Below are 22,244 nucleotides of genomic sequence, written 5' to 3'. Positions count from 1 at the left end.
GACGGGGCGCCCGCGCGGCGCTTTCGGACCCGCGGCCCCTCGACGGCCCCCGGGCGGCTCCCCACATGCGGGCCGCAGAGCTTCCCCGGAGAAAGCCCTCATGATCCGCCCCATCGTCGCGCTCGCCGCCAGCGCCCTCCTGGTCGGTCCGCTCCTGGCCAGTCCGCTCCTGGCCGGCCCGGCCCTGGCCCAGGCGGCCAAGACCATCGAGCGCAGCGTCGCGCCGGGCAAGCAGATCCTCCTGCTCACCGTGCCCAACCTCAAGAAGGATTGCTCCCTCGGTCCCCAGCCCGAGCTGAAAGTGACGGCGCCGCCCAAGAACGGCGCCCTGATCCAGCGCGCCGGCCGCCGCAAGACGCCCGCCACCTATCGCTGCCCGAACGTCGAGGCCAACGTCCAGGCCATGTTCTACGAGAGCAAGGCCGGCTTTACCGGTACCGACGAGCTCACGGTCGAGGTGAAGGGCGCGGACGGCACCATCTCGGTGCGCGTCATCAAGATCAAGGTCGGCGGCGGCGAGACCAAGAGCGACACTACCGACCTGTGAGGAACGCCCGGCCCGGCGCGGCGTTTCCTCCTGACGGCGGCCGCGCGGCCATCCGGGCGGGGGCCGCGCCGCGGCGGCGCGAAGGCCGCGGCGGCGTCGCAAGAACGGCGGCGGGCGTGTCCTTTGCGACACAGGCGGCCGGGCCGGATGGCTTTCGCCTTGGTGGGCCTGCGACTTTCCGAAAGGGCACGGGGCCCGCACCGCGCCCGCACGCTGCTGTCGGGCCCCGACGACGAGGCCTGCGCAGTTTCCCGCCCTCGCCGCACTGCGACAAACATGAGGATATCGATTGCATCGGAGCCGGGACAGGATGAAGCTGGCGATGTCGTGAGGGTTCGGAATGCCAATGCCGTCAGCGAGCGATCTGTTTCAGACCTTTGCCCGCAGCTACGAGGCCCGGCGTGACGCGGAACTGTCGCTCTCGGAGTACCTCGAAGCCTGCCGCGACAACCCCTTGATGTATGCGAGCGCGCCCGAGCGCATCCTGGAGGCGATCGGCCAGCCGGAGCTCGTCGACACCGCGCGGGATTCCCGCCTCGGCCGGATCTTCATGAACCGGACGATCCGGACCTACCCGGCCTTCTCGGAATTCTACGGCATGGAGGAGACGATCGAGCGGATCGTCTCCTTCTTCCGGCACGCCGCCCAGGGCCTGGAGGAGCGCAAGCAGATCCTCTACCTGCTCGGCCCGGTCGGCGGCGGCAAGTCGTCGCTCGCCGAGCGCCTGAAGTCCCTCATGGAGGTGCACCCGATCTACGTGCTGAAGGCCGGCAACGATCTGAGCCCGGTCTTCGAGAGCCCGCTCGTCCTGTTCGACCCCGAGACGATGGGCCCGGCCATCGAGGAGCGCTACGGCATCCCGCGCCGCCGCCTCACCGGTCTGATGAGCCCCTGGTGCCTGAAGCGCCTCGACGAGTTCGGCGGCGACATCACCCAGTTCAAGGTCGTGAAGGTCCGCCCCTCGCGCCTGCGCCAGATCGCCGTCGCCAAGACCGAGCCGGGCGACGAGAACAACCAGGACATCTCCTCGCTGGTCGGCAAGGTCGACATCCGCAAGCTTGAGACTCTGAGCCAGGCCGATCCGGACGCCTATTCCTACTCGGGCGGCCTCAACCGGGCGAACCAGGGCATCCTCGAATTCGTCGAGATGTTCAAGGCGCCGATCAAGATGCTGCACCCGCTGCTGACCGCCACGCAGGAGGGCAACTACGTCGGCACCGAGAACATCGGGGCGATCCCCTTCACCGGCATCATCCTGGCCCACTCGAACGAGGCCGAGTGGCAGAGTTTCAAGACCAACAAGAACAATGAAGCCTTCATCGACCGCATCTACGTCATCAAGGTTCCGTACTGCCTGCGCGTCACCGAGGAGCAGCGGATCTACGAGAAGCTGATCTCCGGCTCGGAACTCGCCGAGGCGCCCTGCGCCCCCGGCACGCTGGAGATGCTGGCGCGCTTCTCGGTGCTCTCGCGCCTGCGCGAGCATCCGAACTCCAACGTGTTCTCGAAGATGCGGGTCTATGACGGCGAGTCCCTGCGCGAGGTCGATCCCCGCGCCCGCTCGCTCCAGGAGTACAAGGACTCGGCCGGCGTCGACGAGGGCATGGACGGGATCTCGACCCGCTTCGCCTTCAAGGTCATGGCCGCGACCTTCAACCACGACACCACCGAGGTCTCGGCCGACCCGGTCCACCTGATGTACGTGCTGGAGCAGGCGCTGCGCCGCGAGCAGCTCCCGCCCGAGACCGAGAAGCGCTACCTGGAATTCATCAAGGGCGAGCTCGCGCCCCGCTACGCCGAGTTCATCGGCCACGAGATCCAGAAGGCCTACCTCGAATCTTACCACGATTACGGTCAGAACCTGTTCGACCGTTACATCGACTACGCGGATGCCTGGATCGAGGATCAGGACTTCAAGGATCCGGAGACCGGGCAGCTGCTCAACCGGGAACTCCTGAACCAGGAACTCACCAAGATCGAGAAGCCGGCGGGGATCGCCAACCCGAAGGACTTCCGCAACGAGGTGGTCAAGTTCGCCCTGCGCTCGCGGGCCCAGCACGGCGGGCGCAACCCGTCCTGGACCTCCTACGAGAAGATCCGCGAGGTGATCGAGCGGCGCATGTTCAGCCAGGTGGAGGAGCTGCTGCCGGTGATCTCCTTCGGCTCGAAGAAGGACAGCGAGACCGAGAAGAAGCACGGCGAGTTCGTCGAGCGGATGCGGGCGCGCGGCTACACCGAGCGGCAGGTGCGGCGCCTCGTCGAGTGGTACATGCGCGTCAAGCAGGCGGGCTGACGGGCCGGCGGGCCCGAAGCCCGCCGCGCCCCGCGCGGTTGCGGATGCCGGAATCCGTCCGGTAGGGTAAGATGGCGTGATCGGAAGTTCGGCCTGATGCACATTATCGATCGGCGCCTCAATCCGGGCGGCAAGTCCCTGGCGAACCGGCAGCGCTTCCTGCGCCGGGTGCGCGACGTCGCGCAGCGCGCGGTGCGCGAGGCCGCGCGCGACCGCGACATCCGCAACATCGACAAGGAGGCGAGCGTCACCGTCCCGGTGGACGGGGTGCGCGAGCCCCGCTTCAGCCGGGCGCCCGGCACCGGCGTGCAGGACCACATCCTGCCCGGCAACAAGACCTACATCGAGGGCGACACGATCGAGCGCCCGCCCCGCGGCCAGGGCGGCGGCGGGGGCGGCCAGGCCGGGGAGGGCGGCCAGGATTCGGAGGATTCCTTCCAGTTCATGCTGACCCGGGAGGAGTTCCTGGAACTCTTCCTGGAGGACCTGGAACTGCCCGACCTCGCCAAGAGGCGCCTCGCCGTGGTCGAGACCCCGGCCCTGCGCCGGGCGGGCTACATGGTCTCGGGCTCGCCCGCGAACCTCGCCCTCACCCGGACCCTGCGCAACTCGCTGTCGCGGCGCATCGCCCTCAAGCGACCCAAGCACGAGGATCTCGCGGCGCTCGAGGCCGACCTCGCCGAGGCCGAGGCCCGCGCCCCCGACGCGCCCGAGACCGTCGCCCTGCGCGAGGAGGTCGCGCGCCTGCGCATCCGCAGCCAGCGCATTCCCTACATCGACCCGATCGACCTGCGCTACCGCCGCTTCGAGCCCTATCCGCGCCCGGTCGCCCAGGCGGTGATGTTCTGCCTGATGGACGTCTCGGGCTCGATGACCGAGCACATGAAGGACCTCGCCAAGCGGTTCTACATCCTGCTGCACATCTTCCTGGTGCGCCGCTACAAGCACGTCGAGATCGTCTTCATCCGCCACACCGACCACGCCAAGGAGGTCGACGAGGAGACCTTCTTCGGCTCGCGGGAGACCGGCGGCACCCTGGTCTCCTCGGCGCTGGTCGAGATGAAGCGCATCGTCGCCGAGCGCTACAACCCCGAGGACTGGAACATCTACGCCGCCCAGGCCTCGGACGGCGACAACGTGTCGAGCGACTCGACTACCTCGCAGGAACTCCTGCGCGGCGCGATCCTCCCGGCCTGCCAGCACTTCGCCTACCTGGAGGTCGGCGACGAGACCGGCCCGCGGGCCGGCTTCGTGGAGCACCGCACCACCCTGTGGCGCACCTACGAGCCCGTCGCCAAGGCCAACCCCGTGCTCGCCATGCGCAAGGTCAACCACCGCCGCGACATCTACCCGGTCTTCCGCGAACTCTTCGCCCGCAAGGCCGGGCAGGAGCAGGCCCCGGCCTGAGCGCCGCGACACTGCCACGATGCGGATGAACCCTGTGCCGCCGACGCCGTGAAGAGAGGTTCGAGGTCCGATGAATGCACCGACCACCGGGGTGATGCCGCGGCCGGCCCTGGTCCGGGCGGGGGAGCCCCTGTTCACCGGGAATGACTGGGACTTCGACACGATCCGGCGCATCCACGACGCCTGCGAGGCCATCGCCGGCCCGGAACTCGGCCTGTCCTGGTACCCGAACCAGATCGAGATCATCACGGCCGAGCAGATGCTCGACGCCTACGCGTCGATCGGCATGCCGCTCTTCTACAAGCACTGGTCCTTCGGCAAGCACTTCGCCCAGCACGAGGCCGGCTACCGCCGCGGCCTGATGGGCCTCGCCTACGAGATCGTGATCAACTCGAACCCGTGCATCTCCTACATCATGGAGGAGAACACGGCGACGATGCAGACGCTGGTGATCGCCCACGCCGCCTTCGGGCACAACCACTTCTTCAAGAACAACTACCTGTTCCGGCAGTGGACCGACGCCGAGGGCATCCTCGACTACCTCGACTTCGCCAAGGGCTTCATCTCGCGCTGCGAGGAGCGCTACGGTCACGCCGCCGTCGAGGCGGTGCTCGACGCCGCCCACGCGCTGATGAACCAGGGCGTGCACCGCTACCCCCGCAAGAAGCGGCCCGACCTGTCCTCCGAGCAGCGCCGCGAGCGCGAGCGCCAGGAGCACCAGGAGCGGATGTACAACGACCTCTGGCGCACGCTGCCGGCGCGGGCCAAGACCGACAAGCCGAACCTCTCGGTCGAGCGCCGCCGCGCCCTGCTCGAATTGCCGCAGGAGAACATCCTCTACTTCCTGGAGAAGGTGGCGCCCCGCCTGCAGCCCTGGCAGCGCGAGATCCTGCGCATCGTCCGCCACGTGGCGCAGTACTTCTACCCGCAGCGCCAGACCAAGGTGATGAACGAAGGCTGCGCCACCTACACGCACTACCAGATCATGACCCGCCTCTCGGAGACGGGCCGGATCACCGAGGCGGCCTACCTGGAGTTCCTGCAGTCGCACACGAACGTCATCCGGCAGCCGACCTTCGACGACCGGCATTACGGCGGGCACAATCCGTACGCCATCGGCTTCGCCATGATGACGGACATCGCCCGGATCGCCAGCGAGCCGACCGAGGAGGACCGGGCGTGGTTCCCGGACATCGCCGGCTGCCGCGACCCGATGGGCGTGCTGCGCGACGTCTGGGAGAATTACCGCGACGAGAGCTTCATCGCGCAGTTCCTGTCGCCCCGCCTGATGCGCCAGCTGCGCCTGTTCCACGTCGTCGACGATCCCGACCGGCCCGAACTGCGGGTCGAGGCGATCCACGACGAGCGCGGCTACCGGCGCCTGCGCCGGGCCTTCGCGCGCCAGTACGACGTGGCGTGGCTCGATCCGGACATCGAGGTGGTGGATGTCGACCTGGAGGGCGACCGCCGCCTGATCCTGCACCACAAGGTGCTGAACCGGGTCCTGCTGCAGAAGGAGGACGCGCACCGGGTGCTCCAGCACCTCGCGGATCTCTGGGGCTACGACGTGGTGCTGAAGGAGGTCGATCCCGCCTCCGGCACCGTGCTCAAGGAGCACAATGCGAGCGCGCGGCCGACCTTCTTCTGAGTGTTTCGAGGGGGGTCCGAACGGATCGTTCGGATGCGGGGTCATCCCGACGGCCACGTCCCGTGACCCTTGGTTCGGGTCTCGGATTCTCGTCGGGCCATCGGCGTGATCTCGGCCATCCGAGACGGTCGACGGCCGGCCGCGTCGGCAGCCCGGGCCGTTGCCGTCACACCGCCCGGTCCTCCTCCCGCACCGCCCGCGCCGCCTCGGCCTGGGCGCGCGCGAACAGGTCCGGCACCTCGGCCGCGGCCGCGTCGAGGCCGCGCTCGCCCAATTCGCCGCGCAGCCGCTCCTTCAGCGCCGCGTCGGTGAGCGGGGAGGCGATGGTCTCCACCAGCCGGCGCGTATAGGCCTCGCCCTCCGCCTCCGACAGGCCGAGCCGCGCGCTCATCCAGGTGCCGATGATGCGGTTGCGCCGCACCAGGGCGCGAAAGCGCATCTCCTCCTCGTGCGCGAACAGGGCCTCGGCGGCGCGCTCGCGCTCCTCGAACGGGGTCGTCATGGGCTCCTCCCTCCTTCTCTCGGCCAGGATGCTACCCTGATCGCGGGCGGATGCCAGGGCCCCCGATCCGGCCGTCCCCTCGATCTGCGGGCCGCTCCCGCCGGTCGCGGCCTGGGCGAGGCGGCCCGCCGCACCGGCCCCGGCCGAGACCGCGGGGGCGGTGCTGATGCTCGGCGGCGTGGTCGCGGCGATCCGCGCCTTCGCGGGGCGGCGGGCGCCCCGCTCACCTGTGCGAAGGCCGCCGCCCGAGCGGGCCCCTATCGCCGCGGCTTCGGGTTCTCCAGGAAGAAGCGCCACATCTCCCGGGAGGCGTCCGGGCCGCTTGGGTCGGTGTAGCTCGCGGCGGCGTCGCCCCCCGACCACGCGTGGCCGCTGCCCTGCACGACCCAGTGCTCGAAGCGCGGGCGGCCGCTCTCGTCCGCCAGGACGCTGCGCCGCCATGCCCGCCCGTTCGGCGCCACGCCGGCCTCCTCGCGCAGCAGGGTGCCGCCCGTCGCCGCGATGATCGCCGCGCCGTTGCGCGGATGCACGGTCGTGTCCTGGTCGCCGTGGAACACGATGGTGGGCAGCACCCGCTCCGGCCGGGACGACGCCTCCGCGCCCTCCCGCATCGCCCGCATGGCCGCCGGCAGGCCGCTCGCCGCCCCGGCGCAGAGCCCCGAATGGATGCCCACCGCCGCGAACAGGTCCGGATAGGCCGCCGCCAGGTTCGCCGCCGCGGCGCCGCCCGCCGACAGGCCCGCCACGTAGACCCGCCGGGGATCGACCGCGTAATCCTCCATCACCGCCCGGGCGATCCCGGCGATCAGCGAGGCCTCGCCGTGGTCGCGGCGCTGGTCGGCGCTGTTGAACCAGTTCCAGCAGCGGGCGTGGTTGGCCGCGGCGGTCTGGGCCGGGTAGGCGACCAGGAAGGTCTCGGCATCGGCGATCCGGTTCATGCCGGTGCCGGCCGCGAAATCGTCGGGCGACTGGGTGCAGCCGTGCAGCATCACCACGAGCGGCACCGCCCCGCCCCTGTAGGCGCCCGGCACGTAGAGCTTGTAGGCGCGCTGGCCCGCCGCGTTGGCGTAGTGGCGCGACAGGAACTCCCCGGGTCCCGCCTCGCCGGCCACCTCCGCGTCCGGGGCCGGCTCGACCAGCCCGTCGAGGAGCGGGGCGACCTTGCGGCCGATCTCCCGGGCGATCTCGCGCAGCCCTGCGGGAGAGGGCGCAGCCCCTCCGCGAGGGGCCGGTGCCCCTCCGGGTGGGGCATGGGGATCATGCGGGGTTCCGGCGCGGCCGGGCGCGGCGCCGCGCCCGCCGTCCAGGCCGGGGCGGCCGGCCGGAGTCCGGCGCGCCCGACCGCCTCGACCGGCGTCACTGCCGGGGACGGCTTTGCCGCCGGGGACGGCTTTGCCGCCAGGGAGGGCTTGACCGCTTGGGAGGGTTGGGCCGACGCGGCGGTCTCGGCCGGGGCGGCGCGCGCCGCGCCGCCCGGCAGGGCGCGCAGGGGCGTCGGGTTGACCTTCGCGGCCGGCGCGGCGGGGGCCGGTTCGGCCGGAGCGGGGCGCTCGCCGCGGACCACCCGCTGGATCACGGACAGCGCTTCGCCGAGGCGCCCGGCCCGCGTGAGGCGCGTCGCCTCGGCCATGCCGGGGAGGATCTTCTTGCGCATGGGAGCCTCGTCCTTGAGGACGCGAGAGGAGCCGGCGCCGGGCGGTCGGGCCCGGCGCGCGGAGGGGCGGCGGACCGCCGTCAGCGGATGCGGTCGGCCAGGGCCGCCTTGACGGCGGGGCTGGCATGGAGGGCGCCGAGCACCTCCACGGAAGCGATGGCCGCGCGGGCGAGGTCGGGCGTCACGTCGGAGGCGATGGTCGCGAGCCCCAGCACCCGGATGGCGAGCGGGGTCCCCGCGTCGCGGGCCGCCTCCAGATCCTCCCGGGCGAAGTGCCGCAGGCCGAGTTCGACGCGCTTGCGCGCCATCGCCTGCCGGGTCGCCTCGCCGTGCCGGTCGATCTGGTTGCGGATCGCCGTGCGGATGAAGTCGGTGCGGTTGGCGTAGAACCCGTCGCGGACCAGCAGGTCCACGTGCCCGAGATCGACGTAGCCGAGATTGATCGTGATCTTCTCGCTGTCGCCGGCCCGGGGCCGCAGCTCCTGCACGCTTCCGCTCATCGGCGCCATCCTGTCGCCATCCGACCGGATGGAACATGCCCCGTCTTCGCGGGTGCAGCAAGTGCGGTGCAGCAAAAATCTCGCCGGGCGCCCCCTCCGAAGGGCGTAAGGCCGCACCGGGCCGGGAGCGTTGAGACGTTTGCAACCCTCTGTTAAGCGCGCGCCAAGGCACAACAGGAGGATGCGCCATGTGGAACCAGGTCTACGACCCGTTCGGGAATGCCTGGCTGTCGACGATCGCGGCGGCGGTTCCGGTCGTGGCCCTGCTCGCGCTGATCGCCAGCGGCAAGGTGAAGGCCCACATCGCCGCCGTCATCTCGCTGGTCATCGCCTTCGTGGTGGCGACGGCCTTGTTCGGCATGCCGGTGGGCCTCGCGACCCGCGCCACCCTCCTGGGCGTCGTGACCGGCATGTTCCCGATCGGCTGGATCATCCTCAACGTGATCTTCCTCTACCGGCTCACGGTGGAGAAGGGCTGGTTCGCCACCCTGCAGCAATCGGTGGCCGGAATCACGGCGGACCGGCGGCTGCAGCTCCTCCTCGTCGCCTTCGCGTTCGGGGCCTTCTTCGAGGGGGCGGGGGGCTTCGGCACCCCGGTCGCCGTGACGGGGGCGATCCTGATCGGGCTCGGCTTCTCGCCGCTCGCCGCCTCGGGCCTCTCGCTCATCGCCAACACGGCGCCGGTGGCCTACGGGGCGCTCGGCGCGCCGATCCAGGGCCTCGCCTCGGTGACCGGCTACGACCCCTACCTCCTCGGGGCGATGATCGGCCGGCAGCTCCCCTTCTTCTCGCTGCTGGTGCCGTTCTGGCTGATCGTGGTCTTCGCCGGCTTCCGCGGCATGACCCAGATCTGGCCGGCGGTCCTGGTCTGCGGCGCCTCCTTCGCGGCGGCCCAATTCGTGATCTCGAACTACGTGAATCCCTGGATCGTCGATATCGGCGCCTCGCTCGTGTCGATGGGGGCGCTCGTCGCCTTCCTGAAGGTCTGGCACCCGTCCGAGATCTGGACCTCGACGGCGCTGCGCACCCACGACGATTCCCTGGCCTACGCGCCCGCCCGCCCCGCCTCCCTGGGGGCCGCCGCGACCCCGCCCGCCGCGAGCCGGCGCGAGATCATGATGGCCTGGGTGCCCTGGATCATCCTCTCGGTGATCGTGGCGATCTGGGGCACGGGCTGGTTCAAGAGCCTCGTCAACCCGCTCTTCACCTGGCGCTACGAGGTCGAGGGCCTGCACAACATGGTGATGAAGGTGCCGCCGGTGGTCGCCAAGGCGCACCCGGAAGCGGCCGTCTTCCTCTTCACCTACATGTCCTTCACGGGCACGGGCGTGCTGTTCGCGGCGATCATCTCGGGCCTGATCATGGGGTTCGGCCCGATCCGGCTGGTCCGCGCCTACCTGGAGACGATCTGGGTGCTGCGCACCTCGCTGATCACCATCGCGGCGATGCTGGCGCTCGGCGTGCTCACCCGCTACGCGGGGGTGGACGCCACGCTGGGCCTCGCCTTCGCGGGCACCGGGATGCTCTACCCGTTCTTCGGCACCCTGCTGGGCTGGCTCGGCGTCGCGCTCACCGGGTCGGACACGGCCTCGAACGTGCTGTTCGGCGGCCTGCAGCGCATCACCTCCGAGCAGCTCGGCCTCTCGGGCATCCTGATGGCGGCGGCGAATTCCTCCGGCGGCGTCATGGGCAAGATGATCGACGCGCAGTCGATCGTCGTGGCCTCCACCGCCACCGGCTATTACGGCCAGGAGAGCCGGATCCTGCGCTTCGTGTTCTGGCACTCGATCGCGCTCGCCTGCCTGGTCGGCGGCCTCGTCATGCTGCAGGCCTACGTGCCGCCCTTCACCGCCCTGGTGCTGCACTGAGGGCGGCGATGGACCCGACGCTCTACGAACTGGCGGGTGCCGATCCGGACCGGCGCTTCTCGCCCTTCTGCTGGCGCATCCGCCTCGCCCTGGAGCACAAGGACCTGTCCTTCGCGGGCCGGCCCTGGCGCTTCACCGAGAAGGAGGCGATCGCCTTCGCGGGCAGCGAGACGGTGCCGGTGCTGGTCGACGGCGGGCGCGCCCTGGCCGGGTCCCAGGCCATCGCCGCCCACCTGGAGGAGGCCCATCCGGACCGCCCGAGCCTGTTCGGCGGCCCGGCCGGGCAGGCGCTCACCCGGGTGATCGTCCACTGGACGGACGGGGTGCTGCACCCGGCGCTGGCGCCGCTCCTCCTCACGGAGATCCTGGCGGTGCTCGACCCGCGCGACCGGGACTACTTCCGCCGCACCCGCGAGGCCCTGTTCCGCAAGCCGCTGGAGGCGGTCTGCCCCGACCCGGAGGCGCAGCTGAAGCTGCTGCGGCGCACGCTCTCGCCCGTGCGGGCGAGCCTGCGCGAGCAGCCCTATCTGGGCGGCGAGGCGCCGCTCTACGCGGATTTCGCCGTGATGGGCGCCTTCCTGTGGGCGCGGGGCGTGAGCGCGCGGCCGCTCCTGGACCCCGACGATCCGGTCGAGGACTGGCGCCGGCGCATGCTGGCGCGGCTCGGGCCCGACTCGCGGGCGCTCACCGCGGCCTGACACCAACGGTCATGTCTCGGGACCGTCGGTTCCGTTCACGGGACAGGACTGCGACTGCCCCGGATCGGTGATGCTCGCCGCCTGATCCAGGCAAAGTGAGCAGGACCCACCGACGCGGGGCATTCCCGGATGCCGCCCGCGATCCGTCGCGGTCTCGCTCACAGGCGCGGCCCTCCGAGCGTGAAGCCGCCATCGACCAGGATATCCTGACCCGTGACGAACCGGGCATCGTCGGAGAGGAGCCACGCGACGGTGCCCGCAACGTCGTCGGGTGTCCCGTTTCGTCCCAGCGGTGCATGGGCGGCCAGCTTGGCTGAGAAGGCCGGATCCAGAACCGCGTCGGCCATCGGCGTCAGGATGATGCCGGGGCTGATGCTGTTGACGCGGACGTCGCGCGGCCCCTGCTCCAGGGCGAGCGTGTGCATCATGGCGATCAACGCGCCCTTGGTTGCCGCGTAGGCGCCAGCGCCGGGCATGACGCTGTTGACGGTCCACGAGGCGTTGATCACAACGGCGCCGCCTCGAAGATGCGGCAGGGAGTGCTTGATCGAGAGGAAGGTTCCCAAGAGGTTCGTGCCGACAAGCTCTTCGAAGTCGGTCGCGTCCGTCTCGGCGAGCGGCTTGAATGCGCCCAGAACGCCGGCATTCGCGAAAAGGCCGTCGATGCGGCCGTTGGCGCGCGTCGCTTGCCGGACCATGGCCTCGACCTCGGCCGGGTTGCCGATGTCGCAGGCGACGGGCAAGGCCGAGCCGCCTTCCGCGGCGATCTCGGCAGCGACCGCTTCGAGGGGTTCCGGACGCCGCCCGACGAGAACGCTGCGCGCGCCCTCCCTGGCGAGGCGGATCGCGGCCGCGCGCCCCATGCCGGTTCCCGCACCCGTGACGACGATCGTTTGTCCCGCAAACCGCGTGAGCATCACATCCAACTCCTTCGAGGACGGCTTTCGAGGAGTCGTAATTGATGCCGGCTTGAACGATAATTAGGCAAATCATCGGGTTATTATGAAGGAATATCATTGAATGGACATCGTGCGCTGCATGCGGGCGTTCGTTGCGACGGTGCGGGCCGGTTCGATGAGCGCCGCTGCGGCGGAGCTGGGGCAATCTCCGGCAATGGTCGGACAGCAGATCGCGGCGCTGGAGGAACGCCTCGGCACGCGTCTTCTGAACCGCACGACGCGGCGTCAAAGCCTGACGGATTTCGGGGCGAGCTATGTCGAGCAGTGCCGCGACATTCTGGAGCGCATCGCGCTTGCCCAAGAGGCCGCGGAGCTTCAGCAGACGCGGGTACAGGGTCGATTGCGGATCACGGCGCCCACCACCTTCGGCGCAGAGGCGCTGATGCCGGCACTTGGCGGCTATCGACTGACCGCACCCGATGTGGAACTCGACATCACCCTGTCGGATCGCAATGTCGATCTCGTCGAGGAAGGCTTCGATCTCGCCTTCCGCATCGGCGCGATCGAGGACAGCGCCATGATCGCCAGACCTCTGGCGCCCTATCGCATGGCGGTCTGCGCCGCGCCCGACTACCTCGCCCGCCGAGGAACGCCGGTCCATCCGGACGACCTGGAAGGCCATGAAGCCATCGCTTTCACGCCTTCGGCGCGTTCGCCATGGACATTCGCGAGGGGCGACGACGAGAGAGCGGTGACACCTCCACGCATGATCACCGTGAACAGCGGCCAGGCAGTCCGCGCAGCGGCGCGCGCGGGCCTCGGCATCATCATGCAGCCGGAGATCCTCGTGCGGCGCGATATGGAGACCGGCTGCCTTGTCCGGCTGTTCCCGGAGTGGCGGCTGGGTGACAGACCGATGTGGCTTCTCTACCACCGTGACCGGCGCATGACGCCACGCCTGCGCAGCTTCATCTCCTTCGCGACCGCGGCCTTCGGTGTCGCGTGACACTCGGATATTTCGGCTTCGCTCAGGCGCCGCGCGGGCTTGTCATCCGCATTCCGGACGTGATCGTCCGGCCGGACGTGATCGTCCGGCCGGCGTCTGATTCCTCCCCGCGGAGTCCTGTGGACCCGGCCCGCGGGCGCGGATCGCGGCCCGGCCCGCCCGTGTTAGAACCCCGGTTCGGGTGAGTGCGGAGCCGTGATGACGATCTGCGTGGAGATGGGCGTGGCGGCCGGCCACCAGGCCGCCGCCCTCGATCTGGAGGAACTCCTCGCCACCCGCCTCCTCGTCCAGGGCAATTCGGGCTCGGGCAAGTCGCACCTGCTGCGCCGCCTGCTGGAGCAGAGCGCCGCCCATGTCCAGCAGGTCGTGATCGATCCGGAGGGCGACTTCGTCACCCTGGCCGACCGCTTCGGCCACGTGGTGGTCGACGGGGCGCACGGGGAGGCGGATCTGCAGCGCATCGCCGCGCGGGTGCGCGCCCACCGGGTCTCGGTGGTGCTGACCCTGGAGAGCCTCGACGTCGAGGCGCAGATGCGGGCCGCCGCCGCCTTCCTGGGCGGCCTGTTCGACGCCGAGCGCGACCATTGGTACCCGGTGCTCGTCGTCGTCGACGAGGCGCAGCTCTTCGCCCCGGCCGCCGCCGGCGAGGTCTCGGATGAGGCCCGCAAGGCGTCGCTCGGCGCCATGACCAACCTGATGTGCCGCGGCCGCAAGCGGGGCCTCGCCGGGGTCATCGCCACCCAGCGCCTCGCCAAGCTCGCCAAGAACGTCGCCGCGGAAGCCTCGAACTTCCTGATGGGCCGCACCTTCCTCGACATCGACATGGCCCGCGCCGCCGACCTGCTCGGCCTGGAGCGGCGCCAGGCCGAGAGTTTTCGCGACCTGGAGCGCGGCTCCTTCGTGGCGCTCGGGCCGGCCCTGTCGAAGCGCCCGCTGACCCTGCGCATCGGCCCGGTCGCGACCGCGCCGCGCTCGACGAGCCCCAAGCTCGTGCCGCTGCCCGCCCCCGCGGCCGAGGACCTGCGCGACCTCATCCTGACCCCCGCCGCCGACGAGCCGCTGCGGATGCCGGCGCCCCGCCCGGCCGCCCCGCGGCCCTCGCCGGTCGACCTGCTGCAGCAGCTCGCCCAGGCCCGGCCCCTGCCGCCGGAGCCCGAGGAGCAGCCCGCCCTCGGCCCGGAGGAGCGGGAGGCGGCCCTCGCGGCGATCCTGCGCGAGATCGCCGCCGACCCGGATGCCGGGCACCACACGGTCGCGGTGCTCTACCAGGATTTCCTGGTGCGCTGCCGCATGCGCCGGGTCGGGGCGCCCCTCGACCTGCCGGCTTTCCGGCGCCGGCTCGCGGTGGCGCGGGCGGGGCTCGAGGAGGGCGGGCGGGAGGCCGAGGCGGATGCGGTGCTCGACGCCTGCGCGGGCCTGCCGGAGGAGGTGCAGGGGCTGTTCCTGCTCCTCGCCCGCGCGGCCCGCGCCGGGGCGCCGTGCCCCTCGGACGAGGCCCTGGCGCGGGCGATCGGCTCCCGCTCGCCCGGCCGGGCGCGGCGGCTCCTCGCCTTCGTGGAGAGCCGCGGTGCCGTCGTCTGCCGGACCGATTTCCGCGGCAACCGGATCGTGGCGATCCCGGGCCTCGGCTGCGAGACCGGCCCGGGCGACCCCAAGGCGGCGCCAGGCGACCCCAAGGCGGCGCCAAGCGACCCCAAGGCGGCGCCGGGCGGCCCGAAGGGGGCGGCCGAGCCTCCGGCGGGGCTGTTCGCGGCCGAGTAGGGGGCCCTCAGGGGCGCCGCTCGCAGAGCGTCTTGACGTAGGTGGTGGCGTCCGGGCTGCGGCCGGCATGGGCCGCCATCGTGGGACCCATCAGCATGCATTCCTGGGGCGAATGCGCGGGCGCCGTCATCACGTCCTGCGCGGTGTCGCGGGTGCAATCCTTGGCATCGAGCGTCGAGGCGCAGACGAGCGCCACCACGAGCAGCACGGGCATCGGAACCTCCGACCGGGGGAGACCGGAATTCTAGAGCTGGTCTCTCGCCCGCCAAGGATCGACTCCTGCGGTATAGTGCACCGTTTCGGCACGGCCGCGGGCGGCTTCGCCGCCGCGCCCGCCACCCGCCTTCGGCCGTGCCGCCCCGGCCGGAGGGTGAGGGGTCGGGCTCCGCCTCCCGGATCCGTCCCGGGCCGCCGGGATGGGCCGCGGCCCGCGTCGGGACGATGGCCGAGCACGGCGCATCCGCCGCAGGCCGGCACCGTGGCGGCGGTGCCGGCTTGCGCCGCTCGCTCCACAAAGATGATGGGACCGCTGCGCGCCGCTGCCGGCGCGAGAGCCCGGTGAATCCGCGTGACATCGCAGAGTTTCAGCAAGGCCTGGGACGCCATGGCCTCGCATTTCGGCGCCGATCAGGTGAACGGCATCGTCAGTTCGCGGCGCCAGTTCGGCGCCCATCTGATGCCTGATCTTCGGGCCGCGGCGATGGCGCAGGTCGCCCCGTTCTCGCCCGTTCTGATCGGCCTGCATCAGCTTCACGACATGCTGCCGCTGACCGTTTCCAGTCTGCTGGTGCGCGGCTCCGCTCCGGACGAGTGCGCCGCCTGCGGCGACTGATACGCCATCCGGTTGATGGCTTCGCCCTCTCCCGTTCCGGCCATGCGGATGTCGGCGTCGCTCAGGCGCCGCGCGGGCTTGGGATCCGCTTCGAGCAAGCGGATCCCGGATCAGCCGCGCATCCTCCCCGGCGCGGGCGGCGCCGGGGCTGCGGCGCCGCCCCGGATCAGCCCTCAGGCGCCCGCCCGCAGCTCCGCCAGATGCGCGACGAGGCGCCGGGCGACCTCGTCCTTGGCCAGGGTCGGCCAGGTCTCGACCGCGCCGTCGCGGCCGATCAGCAGGATCGTGTTGCGGTCCCCGCCCATCACGCCCGTCCCCGCCGAGACGTCGTTGGCGACGATGAGGTCGCAGCCCTTGCGGGCGATCTTGGCGCGGGCATGGGCGACCACCTCGCGGGTCTCGGCCGCGAAGCCGACCACCAGGGGCGGGCGACCCTGCGCCCTCCGCGCGATGGTGGCGAGGATGTCGGGATTCTCCACGAGGGCGATGCCCGGAGGACCGCCCGGCCCCTTCTTGATCTTCTCGCCGGTCTCCGCGGCCGGGCGCCAATCGGCGACGGCGGCGGCGAAGATCGCGATGTCGGCGGGCAGGGCCGCCTCCACGGCGGCGAGCATCGCGCGCGCGGTCTCGACCCTGACCACCGTGACGCCCTTCGGGTCGGGGAGGGCGACCGGACCGGAGACCAGCGTCACCCGGGCGCCCGCCGCCGCGGCCGCCGCCGCGATGGCGTGGCCCTGCTTGCCCGAGGAGCGGTTGGCGATGTAGCGGACCGGGTCGATCGGCTCGTGGGTCGGGCCCGAGGTGACGAGGACGTGCCGCCCCGCCAGCGCCCCCGCCGGCGGATTCGCGAGGGGGCCGCCGGCGCGGCGCGCCAGCAGCGCCACCAGCGCCTCGGCGATCTCGTCGGGCTCGGCCATGCGGCCGGGGCCGGTCTCGGCCTCCGCCATGGCGCCCTCGTTCGGGCCCACCACCGCGACGCCGTCGGCGCGCAGGGTGGCGAGGTTGCGCTGCGTCGCCGGGTGCAGCCACATCCGCACGTTCATGGCCGGCGCGATCAGGATCGGCAGGGTGGTGGCGAGCAGCACCGTCGCGGCGAGGTCGTCCGCGTGGCCGCCCGCCATCCGGGCCATCAGGTTGGCGGTGGCGGGCGCCACCACCACCGCATCGGCCTGCCGGGCGAGCTTGATGTGGCCGATATCGGCCTCGTCGTCCCGGTCGAACAGGTCGGTATGGACCCGCTCGCCCGAGAGGGCGCCCGCCGCCAGCGGCGTCACGAAGCCCTGCGCGCCCTGCGTCAGCACGCAGCGCACGGCGGCGCCGCGCGCGCGCAGGCGCCGGATCAGGTCGAGGGACTTGTAGGCCGCGATGCCGCCCCCGATCACGAGCAGCACCCGGCGGTTCGCGAGGGGGAGGGGCGCGGAATCGCCGGGAAGCAGGGAATCCTCGGGGAGCATGGGGGCCTCGTGGGCAGTCGGATCCGGCGGGCGGCGGCGCGCCCGGCGCCTCCTCGATGACCTCGTCCGCCCGCGCCAGCAACCCGTCCGGCAGGCCGAGGGCCGAGCGCAGGGTGACGACGCGCGCGAAGGCGGTGGGCTGCTCCACCGGTGAGAACGGGCGGGGCGCCCCGCGCCTCCGCGAGGACCGGCTGCATGCGCCGGTTCGACGGAATGATCCGGGATCCGCTTGATCGAAGCGGCTCCCGGATCACGAGCCTGCGCGGCGCCTGAGCGAAGCCGACATCCGCATGGCCGAAATGGGAGAGGGCGAAGCCATCAACCGGATGGCGGATGAGCGGAGTGGCGAGGATGGCGACCCGGGCGAGGGCCGGAAGGCGCCGCCGCCGGGCCAGCTTCGGTTCACGGCGCGCGGTCGCGGGCGCTCACCGCGCCGCCTTCACCAGCGGGCAGCCCCCCTCGGCCAGGGGCCGGAAGGCCTCGTCGCCGGGCACCGTCGCCAGGAGCTTGTAGAGGTCCCACTCGCCCTTCGATTCCTGCGGCGTCTTCACCTGCATCAGGTACATGTCGTGGACCATGCGGCCGTCCTCGCGCACCCGGCCGCCCGTCGCGAACATGTCGTCCACCGGCATCTCCCGCATCTTGGCGACGACCTTGAGGGCGTCGTCGGTGCCGGCCTCCCGCACGGCCTTCAGGTAGTGGGTGACCGCCGAGTAGACCCCCGCCTGATGCATGGTCGGCATCAGCCCGTAGGCCTGCTTGAAGCGCGTCGCGAAGGCGCGGGTCGCCTCGTCCCGGTCCCAGTAGAAGGCCGTGGTCAGGAGGAGCCCCTGCGCCACGTCGATGCCGAGGCTGTGCACGTCGTCGATGTTGATGAGGAGGGCGAGCAGGGTCTGCCCGCCCTGGACGATGCCGAATTCGTGCGCCTGCTTGATCGCGTTGACCGTGTCGCCGCCCGCATTGGCGAAGGCGACGAGCTTGGCCCCCGATCCCTGCGCCTGGATCAGGAAGGACGAGAAGTCGGCGGTGGCGAAGGGCGCCCGCACGGTCGACAGCACCTTGCCGCCGGAGCGCTTCACCTCGGCGGCGCCGTCCCGCTCCAGGGCGTGGCCGAAGGCGTAATCCGCCGTCACGAAGGCCCAGGTGTCGAGGCCCCGCTTCACCGCCGCCTGGCCCGAGACGTGGGACAGCGCGTAGGTGTCGTAGGTCCAGTGCAGGCCGGTCGGCGAGCAGGCCGGCCCGGTCAGGTCCGAGGTGCCGCCCCCGGACACGATCAGGATCCTGCCCTTCTCCCTGGCGATCTGCTGGACCGCGAGCGCCACCGAGGAGGTCGGCACGTCGAGGATCACGTCGACGCCGTCCCGGTCGTACCATTGCCGGGCGATGTTCGAGCCGACATCCGGCTTGTTCTGGTGATCGGCGGAGACCACCTCGATCGGCCTTCCGCCGATCGTGCCGCCGAAATCCCGCACCGCCATCTCGGCCGCGATGAGCGAGCCGCGGCCGGTCGAATCGGCGTAGACGCTCGACATGTCGGTGAGGACCGCGAGCTTGACCTTGCCGTCGGTGAGGACGGGCTCCTCCGCCCGGGCCGCCCCGGCGAGGGCGAGGGCGGCGAGCGGGGCGAGGAGGGCGCGACCCGTGGTCCGCCGCTGGCGTGCTGGCATCGGGCGCGTCTCCCGGAGTCTCGTGGGGGTCAGTGCAGGGCGAGGAGGAGGACCGCGCCCGCGATGGCCCAGAGCCCGAGAGTAGACCAGACGGCCCGCCGCGTCTCGGCCCGCAGCTTCCGCTCGAGCTTCGCGCCCTCGCGCGGCGCCTCCTCGTCGAGGCGGATCAGCAGGCGCTTGAGGCGCTGGGACAGGTCGGGGGCGTCGGCCAGCACGTCCGCGAGGGTCAGGGCGGCGCGGCCCGCCTGCTCGATCCGGCCGATCGGCCCGAGATTCCGGGCGAGCCAGGTGCGCACCACCGGCTCGGCGGTGGTCCACATGTCGAGGCGCGGGTCGAGGGAGCGCGCCACGCCCTCCACCACCACCATGGTCTTCTGGAGCATCACCAGCTCGGTGCGGGTGCTCATGTCGAACAGGGCGGTGACGTCGAAGAGCAGGGTGAGCACCTTGGCCATCGAGATCTCGTCGGCCCGGCGCTGGTGGATCGGCTCGCCGATCGCCCGGATCGCCTGGGCGAAATCGTCGACCGAGTGGTGGGAGGGCACGTAGCCGGCCTCGAAATGCACCTCGGCCACGCGCCGGTAGTCGCGCAGGATGAAGCCGAGCAGGATCTCGGCCAGGAAGCGCCGCTCCTTGATGCCGAGCCGGCCCATGATGCCGAAATCGACCGCGGCGAGCCGGCCCATCGGGTCCACGAACAGGTTCCCGGGATGCATGTCGGCGTGGAAGAAGCCGTCCCGGATCGCGTGGCGCAGGAAGGACTGGATCACCGTGCGCCCGAGCGCCGCGGTGTCGTGCCCGGCCGCCACGATCGCGGCGCGGTCGTTGAGGCGGATGCCGTCGATCCACTCGCTCGCCAGCACGTCGCGGCCGGTGCGCTCCCAGATCGGCCGCGGCACCCGGAAATCCTCGTCGCCCTTGATGTTCTCGGCGAATTCCGAGAGCGCGGCGGCTTCGAGCCGCAGGTCCATCTCCATGGCGACCGAGCGGGCGAGGGTCTCCACCACCTCCCGGGGGCGCAGGCGCTCGGCCTCGGGGCGCAGGATCTCGACCACCCGCGCCATGAAGCGCATGGCCTGGATGTCGCGGGCGAAGCGCTCGCGCACGCCCGGCCGCATCACCTTCACGGCGATGGTGCGCTCGGCCCCGCCGGGCTCGCGGATGCGGGCCCGGTGCACCTGCGCGATCGAGGCCGCCGCGATGGGCGGGCTGAGGGAGAGGAAGAGGGCGCCGACCCGCTGACCCAGCGTCTCCTCGATGGTCGCCACCGCCACCTCCTGCGGGAAGGGCGGCACCCGGTCCTGCAGGCGTTCGAGGTCGCGGGCGGCCGCGACCCCGACGATGTCGGGGCGCGTCGCCAGGAACTGGCCGAACTTGACGTAGGAGGGGCCGAGCCGCGTGAGCGCGGTCGGAAGCCGGGCGGTCGGCCCGAGGCCGCGGCGCTCCAGCCGCCGGCCGAGCCGCAGGAAGGCGCGCAGGTGCGGGGGGAGGGCGGCCGCGTCCACGAAGGCGAGCGCGCCCTCGCGCGCCAGCACCCAGCCGACCTCGACGCCGCGCAGGAGGTGGAAGACCGCGCTCAGCACGACCGGCGGCCTCGCGATGCGGGGTCCGTCACGCGATCTTCCAGCCCGAATGGATGGCGCAGATCCCGCCCGAGAGCGGCCGATGCGTGACCCGGGAGAAGCCCGCCTCCTCGATCATGCGCGCGAAGGCGCCGGGCGTCGGGAAGCGGCGGATCGACTCGACGAGGTAGCGGTAGGATTCCCTGTCCCCCGCCACGAGCTCGCCGATGCGCGGGATCACCCGGAACGAGTAGGCGTCGTAGATCCGGTCGAGGCCCGGCACGTCCACGCGGGAGAATTCGAGGCACAGGAAGCGCCCGCCGGGCTTGAGCACCCGGAAGGCCTCGGCGAGCGCCAGCGGGATGCGCGGCACGTTCCGGATCCCGAAGGCGATCGTGTAGGCGTCGAAGGCATCGTCGGGCAGGGGCAGGGCCTCGGCGTTGCCGGCGACGAAGGCGATCCGCCCCTCGAAGCGCCCGCCGGCCCGCTCGCGCCCCACCGAGAGCATCGCGTCGTTGATGTCGAGGACCGTCACCTGCGTGTCCGGCCCGCCCGCGTCGAGGGCCCGGAAGGCGATGTCGCCGGTCCCGCCCGCCACGTCGAGGAGCCGGAACGGCCGCTGGCGCGAGGGGCGCAGGGTCGAGATCAGCGCGCTCTTCCAGGCCCGGTGCAGCCCGCCCGACATCAGGTCGTTCATCAGGTCGTAGCGCTTGGCGACGGAGCGGAAGACCTCGTTGACGCGCCCCTGCTTGTCGCCGAGGGGGACGCGCGAGAAGCCGAAATCGGTGCTGGTCTCGTCGGCCATCGGGGTCCTCCTCGCGCCGCCTCCATAGCGAAGGCGCGGGGTTCGCGCCATCCGGGGCCGGGCGGGCGGGGGTGCGGTTCTTCGCGCGGCCCTTCATCCGACATCCTGTTGATGGCTTCGCCCTCTCCCATTTCGGCCATGCGGATGTCGGCTTCGCTCAGGCGCCGCGCTCAGGCGCCGCGCAGGCGCGTGATTCAGGGGCGCGGCTCGGCCGGGCCGGCCGCGTCCGGCGCATAGGTCCCGTCCCGGTCCCGGCGGATCGCGCCCCGCCCGGCCGGTGCCGTCTCACCGTTGCGCTCCCTCACCGCCTCCAGCGCCTTGCGCAGCGTTTCGGCCTCGGCGCTGCGCGGGTCCAGCCCGGCATTGAGCAGCGTCGCGAAGCTCACCCCGAGCTGGTCCAACCCCAGATGCTTCTCGATCAGGTCGACGATCATCTTGGGGTCCTTCTGCTGCTTCAGCAGCGCGACCGTGTCGGCGTCGAGCGACAGCCGCTTGCCGATCGCGACGACCTTCTCCTCGTCGGCCGGCTTCGCCAGCAGGGCGTTGAACTCAGCCTTGATCGCCGAGGCGAAATCCGTCAGCGACGCGTAGCGCGAGCGGTCGAGGCCGAACACCGCGCCGGCGCGTTCGAGCAGGCGGATCACCTGCTTCTCGGGCGTCACGGTGTTGACGCTGAACAGCGCCTGGCTGGCTGCGCCGGCATCGACACGGGCGGGTCCCTCCGAGAGGCGGCCTTCCCGCGCGCCGGGGCGCGGCGGGGCCGTCCCGGGGGTGGCGGGCGGCCGCAGAAGCAGAAGGGCCGTGGACCTGCTGGCGACGATCGCATTCATCATGGCGATTCTCCCAAAGGGCGGTGCCGTTCCGGGCCGTGCCGGTCGATCGCGCCGAGCGTTGCCGCCCGGTGCGCGACGCGCGCCGTTCCTGATCGCCGAACACCGTAAAAAACCCGTATGTGCGGCGCGCGAAGCGCGACTTGCGGGGCCATGACCCTAGGAAAACATGACGCACAATGTAGGAACTACTTCCGACGAACGGGGGCGACGCCGGATTTTCGGTCCGTTCTGCCCTGCCGGGCGCCGGCCGCGCGCAGCCCGCCGGCGGATTGCCCGGACGACGGGCCGCATGGCCTTCGCGGCCGCGA

Annotated in this window: 19 protein-coding genes; 9 read left to right on the top strand and 10 right to left on the bottom strand. The window is 71.6% G+C overall.

Annotation, left to right across the window (positions count from 1 at the left end; all coding sequences use genetic code 11):
* Positions 1-100: 100 nt before the first annotated feature.
* The 4 genes from MET2598_RS0131350 (at position 101) to MET2598_RS0131335 (ending at position 5,895) form a co-directional block, all read left to right on the top strand.
* On the top strand, positions 101-547 hold the full coding sequence (locus tag MET2598_RS0131350; protein WP_012335880.1) for a hypothetical protein: 447 nt from the start codon (positions 101-103) through the stop codon (positions 545-547).
* A 340-nt stretch (positions 548-887) separates the two neighbouring features.
* Positions 888-2,840: a PrkA family serine protein kinase gene (locus MET2598_RS0131345; protein WP_026191036.1), complete on the top strand. Its 1,953-nt coding sequence runs from the start codon at positions 888-890 to the stop codon at positions 2,838-2,840.
* A gap of 96 nt (positions 2,841-2,936) precedes the next feature.
* On the top strand, positions 2,937-4,247 hold the full coding sequence (locus MET2598_RS0131340; RefSeq protein ID WP_012335882.1) for a YeaH/YhbH family protein: 1,311 nt from the start codon (positions 2,937-2,939) through the stop codon (positions 4,245-4,247).
* A 70-nt stretch (positions 4,248-4,317) separates the two neighbouring features.
* Complete coding sequence (locus tag MET2598_RS0131335; protein WP_012335883.1) at positions 4,318-5,895, top strand: SpoVR family protein; 1,578 nt, start codon at positions 4,318-4,320, stop codon at positions 5,893-5,895.
* A gap of 166 nt (positions 5,896-6,061) precedes the next feature.
* Here MET2598_RS0131335 and MET2598_RS0131330 read toward each other — a convergent pair whose 3' ends face one another.
* From MET2598_RS0131330 to MET2598_RS0131320, 3 genes are all read right to left on the bottom strand, one after another.
* Positions 6,062-6,397, bottom strand: a complete 336-nt coding sequence (locus MET2598_RS0131330) for a DUF1476 domain-containing protein (RefSeq protein WP_012335884.1) — start codon at positions 6,395-6,397, stop codon at positions 6,062-6,064.
* Positions 6,398-6,654: 257 nt separating this feature from the next.
* Positions 6,655-7,509 carry an extracellular catalytic domain type 1 short-chain-length polyhydroxyalkanoate depolymerase gene (locus MET2598_RS37740; protein WP_018263540.1) on the bottom strand — a complete coding sequence of 285 codons (855 nt, stop codon included), beginning with the start codon at positions 7,507-7,509 and terminating at the stop codon, positions 6,655-6,657.
* A 622-nt stretch (positions 7,510-8,131) separates the two neighbouring features.
* Complete coding sequence (locus MET2598_RS0131320) at positions 8,132-8,551, bottom strand: hypothetical protein (protein WP_026191034.1); 420 nt, start codon at positions 8,549-8,551, stop codon at positions 8,132-8,134.
* A 188-nt stretch (positions 8,552-8,739) separates the two neighbouring features.
* Here MET2598_RS0131320 and MET2598_RS0131315 point away from each other — a divergent pair, with 188 nt between their 5' ends.
* Both MET2598_RS0131315 and MET2598_RS0131310 read left to right on the top strand, forming a co-directional pair.
* Positions 8,740-10,419, top strand: coding sequence for an L-lactate permease (locus MET2598_RS0131315; RefSeq protein ID WP_012335887.1), 1,680 nt, complete (start codon positions 8,740-8,742; stop codon positions 10,417-10,419).
* An 8-nt stretch (positions 10,420-10,427) separates the two neighbouring features.
* Positions 10,428-11,117, top strand: a complete 690-nt coding sequence (locus MET2598_RS0131310; protein WP_018263538.1) for a glutathione S-transferase N-terminal domain-containing protein — start codon at positions 10,428-10,430, stop codon at positions 11,115-11,117.
* A 158-nt stretch (positions 11,118-11,275) separates the two neighbouring features.
* Here the strand turns inward: MET2598_RS0131310 and MET2598_RS0131305 are convergent, their stop codons facing one another.
* Positions 11,276-12,034: an SDR family NAD(P)-dependent oxidoreductase gene (locus MET2598_RS0131305; RefSeq protein WP_026191033.1), complete on the bottom strand. Its 759-nt coding sequence runs from the start codon at positions 12,032-12,034 to the stop codon at positions 11,276-11,278.
* Between the two features lie 103 nt (positions 12,035-12,137).
* Here MET2598_RS0131305 and MET2598_RS0131300 point away from each other — a divergent pair, with 103 nt between their 5' ends.
* Positions 12,138-13,022: a LysR family transcriptional regulator gene (locus tag MET2598_RS0131300; protein WP_018263536.1), complete on the top strand. Its 885-nt coding sequence runs from the start codon at positions 12,138-12,140 to the stop codon at positions 13,020-13,022.
* A gap of 198 nt (positions 13,023-13,220) precedes the next feature.
* A complete protein-coding gene (locus tag MET2598_RS0131295; protein WP_018263535.1) occupies positions 13,221-14,783 on the top strand; it encodes an ATP-binding protein in 1,563 nt (520 codons plus the stop codon).
* Positions 14,784-14,790: 7 nt separating this feature from the next.
* Here MET2598_RS0131295 and MET2598_RS0131290 read toward each other — a convergent pair whose 3' ends face one another.
* Positions 14,791-14,997 (bottom strand): hypothetical protein, encoded by a 207-nt coding sequence (locus MET2598_RS0131290; protein ID WP_012335892.1) that lies wholly within the window; start codon positions 14,995-14,997, stop codon positions 14,791-14,793.
* 390 nt (positions 14,998-15,387) lie between these two features.
* Here MET2598_RS0131290 and MET2598_RS0131285 point away from each other — a divergent pair, with 390 nt between their 5' ends.
* Positions 15,388-15,615: a hypothetical protein gene (locus MET2598_RS0131285; protein WP_157182304.1), complete on the top strand. Its 228-nt coding sequence runs from the start codon at positions 15,388-15,390 to the stop codon at positions 15,613-15,615.
* Between the two features lie 173 nt (positions 15,616-15,788).
* On the opposite strand, the gene coaBC is transcribed toward MET2598_RS0131285, so the two are convergent.
* From coaBC to MET2598_RS0131260, 5 genes are all read right to left on the bottom strand, one after another.
* On the bottom strand, positions 15,789-17,069 hold the full coding sequence (gene coaBC / locus MET2598_RS0131280; RefSeq protein WP_018263533.1) for a bifunctional phosphopantothenoylcysteine decarboxylase/phosphopantothenate--cysteine ligase CoaBC: 1,281 nt from the start codon (positions 17,067-17,069) through the stop codon (positions 15,789-15,791).
* A gap of 425 nt (positions 17,070-17,494) precedes the next feature.
* Positions 17,495-18,736: an ABC transporter substrate-binding protein gene (locus MET2598_RS0131275; RefSeq protein ID WP_018263532.1), complete on the bottom strand. Its 1,242-nt coding sequence runs from the start codon at positions 18,734-18,736 to the stop codon at positions 17,495-17,497.
* Positions 18,737-18,765: 29 nt separating this feature from the next.
* Positions 18,766-20,319, bottom strand: coding sequence for a 2-polyprenylphenol 6-hydroxylase (gene ubiB / locus MET2598_RS0131270; protein WP_018263531.1), 1,554 nt, complete (start codon positions 20,317-20,319; stop codon positions 18,766-18,768).
* A gap of 28 nt (positions 20,320-20,347) precedes the next feature.
* Positions 20,348-21,103 (bottom strand): bifunctional demethylmenaquinone methyltransferase/2-methoxy-6-polyprenyl-1,4-benzoquinol methylase UbiE, encoded by a 756-nt coding sequence (gene ubiE, locus MET2598_RS0131265; protein WP_012335896.1) that lies wholly within the window; start codon positions 21,101-21,103, stop codon positions 20,348-20,350.
* Between the two features lie 194 nt (positions 21,104-21,297).
* The gene (locus MET2598_RS0131260; RefSeq protein WP_012335897.1) at positions 21,298-21,936 is read right to left on the bottom strand and encodes a hypothetical protein; all 639 of its coding nucleotides are present in this window, start codon (positions 21,934-21,936) and stop codon (positions 21,298-21,300) included.
* Between the last annotated feature and the right edge of the window lie 308 nt (positions 21,937-22,244).

The sequence above is a fragment of the Methylobacterium sp. WSM2598 genome, assembly GCF_000379105.1.
Classification (GTDB): Bacteria; Pseudomonadota; Alphaproteobacteria; order Rhizobiales; family Beijerinckiaceae; genus Methylobacterium.
The sequence above is the reverse complement of the archived record's forward strand: the minus strand, read 5'-3'. Positions and strand labels throughout refer to the sequence as shown.